This window comes from Rhodospirillales bacterium (assembly GCA_028824295.1).
In the GTDB taxonomy this organism is placed as follows: domain Bacteria; phylum Pseudomonadota; class Alphaproteobacteria; order TMED109; family TMED109; genus VXPW01.
In genome coordinates this window covers 38,202-51,502 of the sequence record JAPPED010000034.1, presented here as the reverse complement: position 1 = coordinate 51,502, position 13,301 = coordinate 38,202, and the positions used below count along the sequence as shown (strand labels likewise).

Genomic DNA, 13,301 nt, shown 5'->3' with positions numbered 1-13,301 from the left:
CCAGGCTGAAACGACGAAGATGCCCTGCAGCGCGCGTCGGGGTACCCGGTCCGTGCAACGTGGGTCCTGCGGCGCAGGCGACCCGGGGGCGGCGGATTGAACAGACAGTCCGTCTCTCAGATATACGTCCGCACGACCCCACCGTCGACGCGCAGGGACGCGCCGTTTGTCGCCGACGAAGCCTTGCTGCAGACGTAGCAGATCAGGTTCGCCACTTCGTCGACGGTTGCGTAGCGCTGCAGCAGCGACGACGTGCGCCGCAGCCGAAAGGTGTCGCCCTGCAGATCCTCAATGGTGCGGTTCTCGTCCTTTGCCCGCTTTCCAAGGCGCTCCTCCTGGGTCTCGACCCAGGTCGGACCAGGGAGCACTGAGTTGACGGTCACTCCCGTCCCTACCGTGGTCTCGGCAAGACCGCGTCCGATGGCCAGCTGGGCCGCCTTCGTGAAGCCGTAATGAATCATCTCAGGCGGAATGAACACCCCGGACTCGCTCGAGATGAACACCACGCGGCCCCAATCCTTTCGACGCATGGCGGGAAGATAGTGGCGCGCCAACCGGACCCCGCTCATCACGTTGATCTGGAAGTAGTCAAGCCACGTGGCATCGTCGATCTCGTCAAACGGACGCATCTCGTAAATGCCCATGTTGTTGACGAGTATGTCGGCTTCCGGAACTGCCGCGAACACGCTGGAACAGCCCTCGACGTTGCCGAGGTCACCAGCCACGCCCTCGCCAGCCGTACCGAGTGCATCCTGAAAGCGCTGAAGTCCCTTGGCCACCGATTCCTCGGTGCGCCCGTGCAGGACGACGCGGGCTCCCATACGGGCAAGCCCCAACACCGTGGCAAACCCGATTCCCCGGGTGGAACCTGTAACGAGCGCTGTCCGCCCTTGTAGATCCAGATCCATTGTTACGTTTCCTCCGCGGTCAAACGTTGTCGGTGGCAGTCTTGCGCTCATCACGCTGGCGAGCCGTCCGGCAATGCGACCGGCTGAGCAACAGCAGCCCGCCAGACGCCCGCATCACTCGGCGAACGGATCGCGGACCAGTATCGTGTCCTCGCGCTCGGGACTGGTGGACAGCAATGCGACCGGCACCCCGATCAATTCCTCGATTCGGCGGATGTACTTGACAGCCGTCGCCGGTAGGTCCGCCCACGAACGGGCCCCACGCGTGCTGTCTGACCAGCCCTCGAGTTCCTCGTACTCCGGCTCGACGGATGCGCGCGCCGTCTCCCCGGGCGGGAAATAGTCGAAGGTTTCGTTCCCGGCCCGGTAGCGGACGCAGACGCGGAGCGTCTCAAACCCGTCAAGCACGTCGAGCTTGGTCAGGGCAATGCCGTCGATGCCGGCCACCCGCACCGCCTGCCGTACCATGACCGAGTCAAACCAGCCGCAGCGGCGCTGTCGGCCCGTGACAGTCCCGAATTCGTGCCCTCGTTGTCCCAGGGTTCGACCGATGTCGTTTGCCTGCTCCGTCGGAAACGGCCCCGCCCCGACCCGGGTAGTGTATGCCTTCGTGATTCCAAGCACGTAGCCCACGCTCGCGGGGCCGGTGCCAGCCCCGCCAGCGGCCTGTCCCGGAACGGTGTTGGACGAAGTGACATATGGGTACGTCCCATGATGCACGTCCAGCATGATTCCTTGCGCCCCTTCGAACAGGACTGTCTGACGGTTCCTGCGGGCCTGGTCCAGCAACGCTGCCGTGTTCGTGACAAACGGACGCAGCACATCTGCGACATCCGTCAACGATTCAAGCAATTCACTCCTGTCGAGAAGCGTCCGACCGAGACCGCGGCGCAACGTGTTGTGGTAGTCGAGCGCGGTCTCGACCCGGCGATGCAGGCCCGGCCGGTCGTACAGGTCGCACACGCGGACCGCGCGCCGCCCCACCCGGTCTTCGTATGCGGGACCGATACCGCGTCGGGTCGTGCCGATCGCACGGTCCGACGCATCGTCCTCCCGAAAGCGATCCAGTTCCCAGTGGTAGGGCAGGATCAGGCTCGCGCCCTCCGCCACGCGCAACACGTCCGGCGTGATGTGCAATCCCTGGTCCCGGACGGTCGCGATCTCGTCGCAAAGCGCCCAGGGATTGATCACCACCCCGTCACCGATGATGGAGAGCTTGCCCCGCACGACGCCTGAAGGCAGCAGGCTCAGCTTGTAGGTCCTGCCGTCCACCACCAAGGTGTGACCGGCATTGTGACCGCCCTGAAACCGGACGACCACGTCGGCCCGGTGGGACAGCCAGTCGACGATCTTGCCCTTGCCTTCGTCACCCCACTGTGCACCTACGACGGTGACGTTCGCCATCAGTGGTTGTCCGGCACCAGCGGGACTGGCGTGCCGTCTTGCAGCACGTGGCTGCACCGGGCTCTCCGTGCCGCCTCGGCATCACCCGGTCCCAGGAGATCCACGATGGCAATCCAGCCGTCACGGCGCAGCGCAGCGGCGGTTTCCGGATCCTGTCCGCGGGGCACGAGCACCTTGCGTAGCGATGCGGAATCCGACGCCACCCTGAGCAGCGCATCGGTGAAGAACGAGACGCCGAACGCCGTTTCATCCGCGCTGATTCGGTAGCGGCCGCCGAACGCGATTTCCCGGCGGGCGCCCGGCGCAAACACTGCGAACCCGACGCCTGCGTAATAGCCGAATCCCCGATTCTCGACCGGGTCCAGCGTGAGCGCGACCCCGGCCGCATGGGTGCGCAACCGTCCCAAGACCTCAAGCGTGCGATCGCGGACCGCAGCTGCCTCCGCCGGCAGCTCAATCGATCGAAGCCGGTTCTCCGACTCCTCGACCGGACCGGCTGCGGCGGCCAACTCCGCAAGGATCCGTGGCGCATCTCCCGACAGGCCCTCGAGCGCGGAGGCATTCTTTCGGCGGAGCGCGTCCCGGATTTCCGCCTGCAAGGCGGGGCTGAGCGCGAACGACTCCATGACCGCCGGAACCAGGTTCGGGCTCGTCAGGTCGATCGTGAAGTACTCGACACCCAGCGTCCCCAGCGCTTCGATCGTCAGGAGCAGGATCTCAACGTCCGCCTCGGCGCCGGGGCAGCCGATCAGTTCGGCGCCGATCTGTCGGACCTGGCGTTCCCCGCCATTGGCGCTCGCGTTGACCCGCAGCACATCCCCGGCGTAGCAGAGCCGGAGCGGGCGATCGGCCGAGGCCAGTCTGGTGGTAGCGATACGGGCGACCTGCGGCGTGATGTCAGCCCGGACTCCCAACATCCGCTGCGAATGCGGATCCATCAGGCGAAACGTGGACCCCGCGCCCGCGGCGCCTAGGCCGGCGGTCAGTGTGTCTTCAAACTCCAGCAGTGGCGGGCGCACCGATTCGTAACCGTGACTGCGGAAGACATCGACCAAGGCGCGCGATGCGGCTTCCTCTCGTTCCGCGTCTGGCGGCAGCAGGTCTGCCAGCCCCGCAGGCAACAGGACTTGGTCGTTGGAGGTCATCTCGCTTCAATCTAGCACGCGGCAGGGTTGGCAACGGCGCGCAATTTTCTCAGAAATGAAGGACCCGGACGCTCCGCACGTGCGGCAACTTGGCCAATTCCTCGGTGAGCTCCGGCGAAACCGGCTGGTCGACCTCCACCAGGGCCAGGGCGTCTGCTCCGGGCGCGCTGCGCCCGAGATGGAACGTCGCGATGTTGACGCCGTTGTTGCCCAGGGCGGTACCGAGCGCGCCAATAAGTCCGGGTTCATCGGCATTGGTAATGAAAAGCATGTTCGGTCCAAGCTGGGCCTCGATGTCGATTCCCATGATGCCGATGATGCGAGGTTCACGCCCCAGTAGCGTCCCGGCGACCTCGCGCCGCTGCCGCTGTGTCTGCACGGTGAGCCGAATCTCCGTCGCGTAGTCACCCGGCGATTCACTGGTCGCAGTCGTCACCCGGATATTACGGCTCTCGGCGATCAGCGGGGCGTTGATCATGTTCACGGAATCAAGCTGCGGGCTGAGCAGCCCTGCCAGAGCCACGGACGTCAGGGCGCGAACGTTCAAGGTACTGGCCTGGCCGCCGAACTCGATATGGACACTGCGAAACCCCGTGGCGGCCACTTGGCCCGCGAGCCGACCAAGCTGGTCCGCGAGTCGCATGTACGGAGCCAGCTTCTTCGCTTCCTCGGCGGTGACAGAGGGAATGTTCAGCGCATTGGCGACCGCACCCGTCCGCAGGAAGTCCGACATCTGCTCGGCCACCTGGACCGACACGTTCTCCTGGGCCTCCTCCGTCGATGCGCCAAGGTGCGGTGTCGCCACCACCTGCTCCAGACCGAACAGGGGATTCTCCCGGGCTGGCTCGTTCTGGAACACGTCGACGGCCGCTCCCGCCACACGGCCAGCCTCGATCGCCGCTCTGAGGGCCTTTTCGTCTACCAAGCCCCCGCGGGCGCAGTTGACGATCCGTACGCCCGGTCGGCAACGGTCAAGGGCTGCCGCGTCCATCATGTTCCGGGTTGAGTCGTTCAGCGGCACATGGAAGCTGATGAAATCCGCCTGGCCGAGCAGCTCATCGTACTGGACCACCTCGACGCCCAGCTCGGTGGCTCGCTCCTCGGCAAGGAACGGGTCGGCAACGATCACGCGCATCCCAAGCCCAAGAGCCCGATTGGCAACTATCGCACCGATGTTGCCGCAACCCACGAGCCCCAGAGTCTTGCGATAGAGCTCAACCCCTCCAAACCTCGACTTCTCCCAGCGGCCCGCATGCGTTGATGCACTCGCGGCCGGAATGTTGCGCGCGAGCGACAACATCAGGGCGATCGTATGTTCGGCGGTGGTGATCGAGTTGCCAAACGGCGTGTTCATCACCACGACGCCGCGGCGGGTGGCGGCTGCCACGTCGATGTTGTCGACCCCAATCCCGGCGCGGCCGATCACCCGAAGGCGTCGAGCCGCCTCCAGCACCGCCTCGGTGATTCGGGTCGACGAGCGCACCGCAAGGCCCGCGAATTCGGGGATGCGGCGGATCAGCGCCGCCTCGTCAAGGCCTGTCTCTACGATGGCCTCGAGACCATGGCCAGCAAACACCTCCTCGGCGCGCGGGCTCAGGCGATCGGCAATCAGGACCCGGTCAGTCACGCCCCGGCCTTCCGCTTGATTTCTGAGAACGCGTAGTCCAGCCACGGAAACAACCGACCGAGATCGGCCGTTTCGACCGTGGCACCGCCCCACACGCGCAGTCCCGGCGGTGCCTCGCGATAGGAAGCGATGTCATAGGCGACCCCCTCTTCTTCCAGCAACCCCACCAACTCCTCGACACGCGCGCGCTGATCGCCGGTATCTAGTCCCGCAAACCATTCATCGGTGATCCGGAAACACATCGATGTGGAGGAGCGAATCTCGGGCCGGGCGGCAAGAAAATCCGCCCACCGGGAACCGGCGACCCATCGGCTCGCTGCTTCCAGATTTGCCCGGCTTCTGGCTCTCGTTTCGACTTCCCCGCCAATGGCAGCGATCCAACGCAACGAGTCGAGGGCGTCCTCCACGCAGAGGAGAGACGGGGTGTTGATGGTACCGCCTCGGAACAGGGCCTCGTCGACGCGGCCCCGCTTCACCATGCGAAAGATCTTGGGGAGCGGCCACGGTGGTCGGTACGACTCCAGGCGTTCGACGGCGCGTGGCGACAGAATCAGCATGCCGTGCTGGGCTTCCCCGCCCATTGCCTTCTGCCAGGAAAAGGTGGCGACATCCAGACGGCTCCATGGAACCGGCATCGCCCACGCTGCCGATGTCGCGTCGCAGATCACTAGCCCCTCGCCACTGCCAATCCAAGCTGCGTCCGGAACGCACACGCCCGACGTCGTGCCGTTCCAAGCGAACACCACGTCGCGGTCGAAATCGACCTGATCGAGACCGGGCAGTTCCCCGTACGGGGCCTCGAAGATGCGCGCATCTGTCAGCTGCAACTGGGAAGTGACGTCGGTGGCCCACCCTTTGCCGAAGCTTTCCCAAGCCAGTACATCTACGCCGCGGGCCCCCAGGAGAGACCACAACGCCATTTCCATCGCGCCCGTGTCGGAAGCAGGAACCAGCGCAATCCGGTAATCCACGGGGAGCGACAGCAGCTCTCGCGTACGGTCCAGCACCTCGCGGATCCGATCCAAGGCGATGGGCGCCCGATGCGACCTGCCGAGACGGGCGTCACGGAGAACGTCGGGCGTCCAGCCAGGCCGCTTGGCGCACGGCCCTGACGAGAAACACGGATTAAGCGGGCGCTCTGAAGGAATCATGAGGCTGGATACGCGGCAGGAAGAGTCCGGGTGAAGAAACCCGCGGCGGGCCGCTTATACCAAACCAATGGCGTATACGGCGATCTGCAGATCGAGGTCACGCATGCGGCACATGCACAAAATGCATAGGGCCGAGTTACTCAAGGGCCACCCCTCAGTCGGACATGTAGTTCCGCGACAGCGGCAGCGCGTCCACCTTCTTGGCCATCTGAATCTGGAACACCACCATCCCACCGTGGCGAAATGCGGCCTCGCTGCCCGAGAGGTAGAGTTCCCACATCCGCAAGAACCGCTCGTCGGCAATTTCGAGCACTTTGTCGCGGGCCGCTAGCACCCTTTGCCGCCAATGGCTCAACGTGTAGGCATAGTGCAGCCGCAGCACCTCTACGTCCGTCACCTGCAGACCCGTCCGCTCAATGACGGGCAGAACTTCCGACAGCGCCGGAATGTACCCGCCGGGAAAGATGTATCGGCGTATGAATGGATCCGTCACGCCCGGCCCCGCAGACCGGCCGATGGTGTGGAGCAGCGCAATGCCGTCGTCCACCAAGCAGCGCCGGATGGTCTCGAAGAACGAGCGATAGTAGGAAAGTCCCACGTGCTCGAACATCCCGACCGAAACGATTCGATCGAATCGGTCCGACTCGTTTCGGTAATCGCCGAGTTCAAACGACACCTGCTTGGAAAGACCATCGTCGGCAGCCCGCCTTGAGGCGATCTCGAACTGGTTAGACGAGAGCGTGAGTCCCTTCACGGCGACCCCGTGAAACTTGGCGAGATGAAGTGCGAGGCCGCCCCAGCCACTACCGATATCCAGCACCTGCTGGTGTTCCTGCAACTGAAGCTTGCTGGCGATGCGCCGCTTCTTCGCCTCCTGCGCCTCGTCCAGCGTCATGTCCTCGCGCGGAAAGTAGGCGCAGCTGTACTGACGGTCCGAATCCAGAAAGAGCTCGTAGATTTCGCCGGGAATGTCGTAGTGATGCTTGACGTTTCGCCGGGCGCGGAACGCCGTGTTGTGCTGCCAGAACCGGCGGACCGGAAAGATGATCTTCCGCAGCAGCCGTGCCGGCCCCGTGGCCTCGGCATCGACTTGATTCGCATACAGGAAATCGACCAGTTCGTGCAGGGACCCGTTTTCGACCGTAAGCCGGCCGGCCATGTAAGCCTCCGCGAACGCCAGCGTCGGCTGGAACGGTAGCCGAAACAGGTCGGTCCAGCTCCAGAAGCGGATACGAAAACGTGGCCGGTCGTGCCCCGAGGCGGCAATCTCCCGGCCATCAGGCAAAACCACTTCGACACCGCCGAAACGGACCAGTCGATGGAGCACGCGTTCGGCAAACACGTCGTCTGCCCAATGGTGGCTAGCTACGTAGGCTCACGATTCGTCGCCAGAAGCCGCTTCCGGAACGGCCTCCGGATCCGGAGACTCCGAGGGCCTGTCGCCGTCCAGTAGCTGGTTAACCCGGTCGGCCTCGGCTTCCGCCGGGTCCGGTTCGTCGGGTATCTCTTCCTGCACCCGCGGACGGAACTGGGTCGGATCGTTGAACATTTCGTCCACGCTGGCTTCGTCGCCAGCTTCGGCGTCGGAACCCAGAGCCAGCACGTCCTCGCCCCGCGCATAGCGCTCCGCCTGAAGAACGGCCTCTTCCTCGCTTCTGGCGACGTTGACCGTGATCGGAATCGCGATTTCGGGATGCGGGGCAATTTCCACAATGTGGACACCCAGCATCTTGATGGTTCCCTCGGAGCGCACCATGTGCCGGTCGATCTTGCCGGCCTGTCGACCGACTTCTTGCGCAATGTCCCGGGCGCTGACGGAACCGTAGAGAACGCCCCGCTCGCTTGCCTGCCGGATCACGACAATCGACAGGTCTTGCAACGTCTTGGCCGTCGCCTCGGCACTTTCACGACGGGCGGCGTTGGCAGCCAGGATCTCTTCGCGTTGCTCCGCGAAGCGGCGGACGTTCTCGGGGGTTGCACGTAGCACCTTACCCTGTGGCAACAGATAGTTCCGCGCGTAGCCAGGCCGAACATCCACGGTGTCGCCGAGGTTGCCTAGGTTGCCAATTCTTTCGAGCAGTATGACCTGCATGATTCACTCTCAAACAAGATGCGGTCGACGAAATTGACCGAAGTGCTCGATCACTCCGAGCGCTGTGACGAGGGCCCAAGCCAAGGGGGCGAACGGCCAGATCAAGGATCCGTAGCAGGCGAATAGCAGGAGCCTGCGGCCCGGCCATGAGCGGCTGACCGTGTGAATGACGGCCAATCCCTGCAAGAGTAACGGGGTCCCGAAGAGCAATGCAAATGACCCTGCCACCGAGGCGACGTTGCCGCGCAGCAATGCGGCGGGGAGCAGCGTGACCAGGAAAAGCCCCACCAGCCACACTGGCACCTCGAACGCCCGGTATTGGGGGGTCGGAAAGCGGGCCATGCCGAACCGGCGAGCCGCCGCCTGCGCCAACACTGCGCAGACGACGAGCGAGAGCAGCCACCAGACGGCCACGAAGCCGGGGAAATAGCGGACCAGCTCCGCGACGAACGTCTCGCGGGCATCGCTCGGTACGTCCGGGGCGGCTGCCCCGAGCAGCTTGCCGAACGCAACCGCGACGTCTTCGGTCAACCGCGATACGTCAAAGCCTGCGCCCGCCAAAATGATGAGCAGCGCGACCGCTGCGAGGACCGTGAGTTCGCATACCAGTCGGCCAATGAATCCCGGCGTATCCAAGTTTTGCTTGGCGAAGTGGAGCCGGACGTAAATCAGGCTAACGGGCACCAGATGAATGCCCATGTAGATCAGTCCGCCGTAGAATCCGGCACCCGACCCGACGGCAACCCCGAGCACCCCGGTCGCACAGGCTGCGGCGAATGGCGCAGCGCCCAGGCTCACGCTCGCGAACAGGATCGGCAACGACGTGAAATGCACCGGAAAGACGGCGGCCAAGCCTCCCGAATCGGCCAGGGCGCTGGCGAACAGGGCCGCGCTGAGCGCGCCCGCTACCACACCGAGCGCGAGGTGCTCCGGCTTGCCCAAGCGGCTCAGAAGCCAAATGTCCTTATCGAATCACGAACGGGAGCAGCGCCAGGATGCGGGCCCGCTTGATGGCGCGTGCAAGCTGCCTCTGTTTGGGGGCCGACACGGCACTGATCCGGCTCGGCACGATCTTGCCGCGCTCGGAGAGGAAACGCTGGAGCGTCTTGACGTCCTTGTAGTCGATTTCCAGGCCATTGGGCCCCGAGAACGGGCAACTCTTGCGTCGCCGGGAGAACGTCCGGCGAGGACCGCCTGCTGGTCGTACCGCAGTCGACTGGTCCTCGCTCATTGCTCCTCTCCTTCCGCTTCGCCGCTGGGCGCGACGCTGGCCTCTGGCTCGGAGCCGGCAGCACCAGTCTCCGGCGCCGGTTCAGCCTCCTCCGGCTTGTCGGATTCCCCGCCTGCTTCGGACTCCGCTGCTTCGGACTCCGCTGCATCGGTCTCGCCGCCGGACGCGTCCGCGGCCTGCCGTTCCGCTTCCCTGCGCGTGCTTTCCTGGTCCCGCCGTTCCTCGCGCTCGGCCCGTGCCTTCATGATGATTGACGGACCCTCGGGCAGCCGGTCCAGGCGCATTGTCAGGTAGCGAACGACGTTCTCATCGATTCGGAGCTGACGCTCCAATTCTTGAATCGCGGGCCCCGGTCCGTCCACGTGAAACATCAGGTAGTGGCCCTTCCGGTTCTTGCGAACGCGATAGGCCAGCCGCCGCAGTCCCCAGTACTCACGCCGGACGACGCTGGCGCCTTCCTTGCTCAGAAGTTCTTCGTAATGTTCGCCTAGCCGCTCGGCATCGCCACCACCAATTTCCTGCCGAGCAATCAGAACGGATTCGTAATACGGCATTTGCCAACCACCGGGCACGCCCCCCGCCCGTAGAGGCGGAGTCGAAAACGTGTCCACCGCAACCCGAGGGTGCGCCGACCGACCATAGCCAGACCCATTGCTGCTGGCAAACGCCGAATCTTCCGCTGCACGGGCCGAGCCAAAGCGGTTCGCGGGATTGGCCAAGGCAAGGGGAGCGCGCCCGCGGCACCTGCCACATCCGTCAGCCCATCAGTTCCGCCACCCGACGGCCGAACGTCAGGACGCGCATCGCTTCGATGTCAACATGTTGCGAAGTCGAACTCGCGTTGCTCCGGGAACGCGCCGCTGCTGACACTCGGCGACCGTTCCGGCTTGCTCGAAACAGTCCTCTTCGCCGCAGCCACCCGGGGGTGGGCAACGGTCGATTCGTGCGTCGGTTCCCCGTCCCAGGCGCGCCACGTAATCGGGCCGCCGCAACGGCGGCAGACGGCGCGGCGGCGGCGGCGATGCGCCGAGCGCGAAAAACAGCCGGCGGCACAGGCCACGATCCAACGCGGTGGGCTGAACTGCACCGTGTGGCAACGGTCCCCTGAGCATCCGATGGCACGGGCCTTGGCCCGCCAGGTCGCATCATGGTGGTGGTGCGGGCCTACAAGCGCATGGGCGATCTCGTGCAGGATCGTGTCATCGAGCTCTGGCTCGGCCGCCACCCTCACATAGAGCCTGGACAGCAAGATGCGCTTTTTCGTGAAGTTGCAGGCGCCTGCCCGGGAACGCGATTCGTCGAGTCTCGCAGTCCATCCGGTCGCGCTGAGGCCGTGCAGGTCCAACAACTCCCGGCAGCGCCGCAGGGCCCGACCCTCGGCCGCCGAATGGTCCTTGCCCGGACCACGCGGCCGGACGCGGCCGTAGGGGACCCGGTACTGCTCGCCGCGATCGCAGCGGACCACGGCACATTTCTGTCCGAGCGATACGACGCGCCCGGCGATCTGACTGTTCCTGTACGAGAATTCTACGGTGTCGCCCGGTGAAATCCGGGCCTTCAAAGCATCAATCGTATCCATTGCGTGCGGGACGCACCTCTCGAAACCAAATCGTAACCTTCAACCGAAAACTGACCTATGCATCGTCGGAAATTGACGTCTTGTGACCACTTGCAACGCGACTACCTGACCGTCCTTCTACTGCCGATGACCGGGTTCCTCGATTTGTGACGAGTGTACATTGCTCCCAGCCTCGTGCAACGGATCGGCTCGATCGTGTCCCGAATGGTCTCCGCGGGCGACCCTCCTGCCGTCCTGTTGCAGCAGGTCGGACCGCGTGCTGTCCCGCTGTCGGTTACTCGCTTTGCCGCCGGGTCACCGGAAGAACTATCCCCCTGTATCCTCGCGAACCCGCCAGCTCAACCGGAACCGCAGCCGAAGCCATGTCGACCGCACGCGCATTCATTTTTCCCGGCCAAGGATCACAAACGCCCGGAATGGGGCGCGCAGTTCGGGACGCCTTCCCGACTGCGGCTGAAACGTGGGAAGAGGTCGATGACGCGTTGTCGTTCGCGCTGTCGCGACTCGCCTTCGAGGGACCTGAAGCCGACCTCACTCGAACCGAATTCGCACAGCCGGCGCTGCTGACCCATTCCCTGGCCATGTTGCGCGTGATGGAGCGCGAGGGCGGCGTGAGCATCGCCAGCGCCGCCAAGTACGTGGCCGGTCATTCCTTGGGGGAGTACACCGCGCTGACCGCTGCAGGCGCATTTCCCCTAGCGGACGCCGTGCGGCTGGTCCGGCGGCGCGGACGGGCCATGCAGGCGGCAGTCCCCGTCGGCGAAGGCGGAATGGCGGCGCTAGTCGGCGGCGACCTTGCGGCCGCCGATGCACTCATCGCCGCCACCGCGGAAGGCGAGGTGCTGGAGATCGGCAACGACAATGCACCCGGACAGGTCGTCGTGTCCGGAGCCGCAACCGCCGTCGACCGGGCCGCCGAACTGGCCCGGGAGCACGGTTTCAGGCGCGCCATCCGCCTGACGGTCAGCGCCCCCTTCCACTGCGCCCTGATGGAGCCAGCCGCACAGGAGATGAGAACGGCGCTGGACGACCAGACGATCCGACCGCCAGCTGTCCCGGTCATCGCCAACGTCAGCGGCGAACCGATGGATGATCCTGCCACCATCCGTGAGCTCCTGGTCGCCCAGGTCACCGGCCGGGTGCGATGGCGGGAATCCATGGAGCGGCTGCGCCAGGACGAGGTCGGGACGCTGATCGAAGTCGGACCAGGAGCGGTACTCGCCGGATTGGCCCGGCGAATCGATCGCAGTTTCGAGTTGATGAACGTGGCCGAGCCAGAGGACCTGGAAACCCTGTTGCGCGTCCTGTAACGGAGCGGAGGAACCGCAGATGTTCGAACTCCACAATCGGGTCGCGTTGGTGACCGGGGCCTCTGGCGGTATCGGTACCGCCATCGCCCAGGCGCTCCATCGTGCCGGTGCGGCTGTGGCGCTGAGCGGAACCCGCGAGACCGCCCTTCGCCAGCTGGCCGATCGCCTCGAGGAGCGGGCACACGTTGTCGTAGCAAATCTTGCGGGCGGGGGCGACGCCGGCGCACTGGTGAAGGAAACCGAAGCCGCGCTCGGTCCCATCGACGTGCTGGTGAACAATGCCGGGATCACCCGCGACGGGTTGGCGCTGCGAATGAAGGATGATGATTGGCAGGCTGTTCTCGACGTGAACCTGACGGCCGCGTTCAGGCTTACTCGGGCCGCACTCCGCGGCATGATGCGCCGCCGCTCCGGGCGAATCATCAATATTTCGTCGGTTTCCGGCCTGCTGGGTAATCCAGGCCAAGCCAACTACGCGGCGTCAAAGGCAGGTTTGATCGGGATGTCGAAGGCTTTGGCCCTTGAGGTCGCGACTCGCGGCATCACGGTGAACTGTCTCGCACCGGGATTTATCGAGACCGCGATGACCGATGCCTTGCCGGAAGCGGTCCGCGATGACGCCTTGGCGAGAGTACCCATGGGCCGGTTTGGTTCCCCGGAGGATATCGGCGCCGCGGCGGTCTACCTGGCATCGGATGAAGCCGGCTATCTGACCGGTCAAACGCTGACGATCGCTGGTGGCCTGGGTTGATCACGGGTGACCGGCCGGGCCGGGCCGGACGCTGCCTGACCGCGGCACCGGCGCCTGCACGATTCGCGGGGTCGGCCGCCGTCCGGGGGGCGCCCGGTTCGGG

The 13,301-nt window shown here is 65.0% G+C and carries 13 protein-coding genes; 2 read left to right on the top strand and 11 right to left on the bottom strand.

The features are described from left to right. Positions 1-116 precede the first annotated feature (116 nt). The 11 genes from OXH60_13585 to OXH60_13535 all read right to left on the bottom strand — a co-directional run bounded on the left by OXH60_13585 (position 117) and on the right by OXH60_13535 (position 11,137). On the bottom strand, positions 117-908 hold the full coding sequence (locus OXH60_13585; GenBank protein ID MDE0713151.1) for an SDR family NAD(P)-dependent oxidoreductase: 792 nt from the start codon (positions 906-908) through the stop codon (positions 117-119). Positions 909-1,022: 114 nt separating this feature from the next. Then, positions 1,023-2,312, bottom strand: coding sequence for an adenylosuccinate synthase (locus OXH60_13580; GenBank protein ID MDE0713150.1), 1,290 nt, complete (start codon positions 2,310-2,312; stop codon positions 1,023-1,025). After that, the gene (locus OXH60_13575) at positions 2,312-3,457 is read right to left on the bottom strand and encodes an ATP phosphoribosyltransferase regulatory subunit (GenBank protein MDE0713149.1); all 1,146 of its coding nucleotides are present in this window, start codon (positions 3,455-3,457) and stop codon (positions 2,312-2,314) included. The genes OXH60_13580 and OXH60_13575 overlap by 1 nt, the downstream gene beginning before the upstream one ends. Positions 3,458-3,506: 49 nt before the next feature. After that, the gene (gene serA, locus OXH60_13570; GenBank protein MDE0713148.1) at positions 3,507-5,084 is read right to left on the bottom strand and encodes a phosphoglycerate dehydrogenase; all 1,578 of its coding nucleotides are present in this window, start codon (positions 5,082-5,084) and stop codon (positions 3,507-3,509) included. Beyond that, positions 5,081-6,235, bottom strand: coding sequence for a phosphoserine transaminase (locus OXH60_13565; GenBank protein ID MDE0713147.1), 1,155 nt, complete (start codon positions 6,233-6,235; stop codon positions 5,081-5,083). The genes serA and OXH60_13565 overlap by 4 nt, the downstream gene beginning before the upstream one ends. A 154-nt stretch (positions 6,236-6,389) precedes the next feature. Beyond that, entirely contained in the window at positions 6,390-7,577 is a 1,188-nt protein-coding gene (locus OXH60_13560; protein ID MDE0713146.1) for a cyclopropane-fatty-acyl-phospholipid synthase, read from the bottom strand. A 33-nt stretch (positions 7,578-7,610) separates the two neighbouring features. After that, entirely contained in the window at positions 7,611-8,327 is a 717-nt protein-coding gene (gene rplI, locus OXH60_13555) for a 50S ribosomal protein L9 (protein ID MDE0713145.1), read from the bottom strand. A gap of 9 nt (positions 8,328-8,336) precedes the next feature. Continuing rightward, positions 8,337-9,269 carry a DUF2232 domain-containing protein gene (locus OXH60_13550; GenBank protein ID MDE0713144.1) on the bottom strand — a complete coding sequence of 311 codons (933 nt, stop codon included), beginning with the start codon at positions 9,267-9,269 and terminating at the stop codon, positions 8,337-8,339. Positions 9,270-9,291: 22 nt separating this feature from the next. Next, complete coding sequence (gene rpsR / locus OXH60_13545) at positions 9,292-9,558, bottom strand: 30S ribosomal protein S18 (GenBank protein MDE0713143.1); 267 nt, start codon at positions 9,556-9,558, stop codon at positions 9,292-9,294. Beyond that, positions 9,555-10,112: a 30S ribosomal protein S6 gene (gene rpsF, locus OXH60_13540; GenBank protein ID MDE0713142.1), complete on the bottom strand. Its 558-nt coding sequence runs from the start codon at positions 10,110-10,112 to the stop codon at positions 9,555-9,557. Before rpsF ends, rpsR begins: the two co-directional genes overlap by 4 nt. Positions 10,113-10,372: 260 nt before the next feature. Beyond that, positions 10,373-11,137, bottom strand: a complete 765-nt coding sequence (locus OXH60_13535; GenBank protein ID MDE0713141.1) for a SprT-like domain-containing protein — start codon at positions 11,135-11,137, stop codon at positions 10,373-10,375. 362 nt (positions 11,138-11,499) lie between these two features. Between OXH60_13535 and fabD the strand changes: the two genes are divergently transcribed. Both fabD and fabG read left to right on the top strand, forming a co-directional pair. Continuing rightward, on the top strand, positions 11,500-12,447 hold the full coding sequence (gene fabD / locus OXH60_13530; GenBank protein MDE0713140.1) for an ACP S-malonyltransferase: 948 nt from the start codon (positions 11,500-11,502) through the stop codon (positions 12,445-12,447). A gap of 19 nt (positions 12,448-12,466) precedes the next feature. Next, positions 12,467-13,198 (top strand): 3-oxoacyl-[acyl-carrier-protein] reductase, encoded by a 732-nt coding sequence (gene fabG, locus OXH60_13525; protein MDE0713139.1) that lies wholly within the window; start codon positions 12,467-12,469, stop codon positions 13,196-13,198. Positions 13,199-13,301: the final 103 nt, after the last annotated feature.

What these genes read in the sequence shown, in the direction of transcription:
- OXH60_13585 (MDE0713151.1), bottom strand. Translation starts at nt 908, where the DNA reads ATGGATCTGGATCTACAAGGGCGGACAGCGCTCGTTACAGGTTCCACC.
- OXH60_13580 (MDE0713150.1), bottom strand. Translation starts at nt 2,312, where the DNA reads ATGGCGAACGTCACCGTCGTAGGTGCACAGTGGGGTGACGAAGGCAAG.
- OXH60_13575 (MDE0713149.1), bottom strand. Translation starts at nt 3,457, where the DNA reads ATGACCTCCAACGACCAAGTCCTGTTGCCTGCGGGGCTGGCAGACCTG.
- OXH60_13565 (MDE0713147.1), bottom strand. Translation starts at nt 6,235, where the DNA reads ATGATTCCTTCAGAGCGCCCGCTTAATCCGTGTTTCTCGTCAGGGCCG.
- rplI (MDE0713145.1), bottom strand. Translation starts at nt 8,327, where the DNA reads ATGCAGGTCATACTGCTCGAAAGAATTGGCAACCTAGGCAACCTCGGC.
- rpsR (MDE0713143.1), bottom strand. Translation starts at nt 9,558, where the DNA reads ATGAGCGAGGACCAGTCGACTGCGGTACGACCAGCAGGCGGTCCTCGC.
- rpsF (MDE0713142.1), bottom strand. Translation starts at nt 10,112, where the DNA reads ATGCCGTATTACGAATCCGTTCTGATTGCTCGGCAGGAAATTGGTGGT.
- OXH60_13535 (MDE0713141.1), bottom strand. Translation starts at nt 11,137, where the DNA reads ATGGATACGATTGATGCTTTGAAGGCCCGGATTTCACCGGGCGACACC.
- fabD (MDE0713140.1), top strand. Translation starts at nt 11,500, where the DNA reads ATGTCGACCGCACGCGCATTCATTTTTCCCGGCCAAGGATCACAAACG.
- fabG (MDE0713139.1), top strand. Translation starts at nt 12,467, where the DNA reads ATGTTCGAACTCCACAATCGGGTCGCGTTGGTGACCGGGGCCTCTGGC.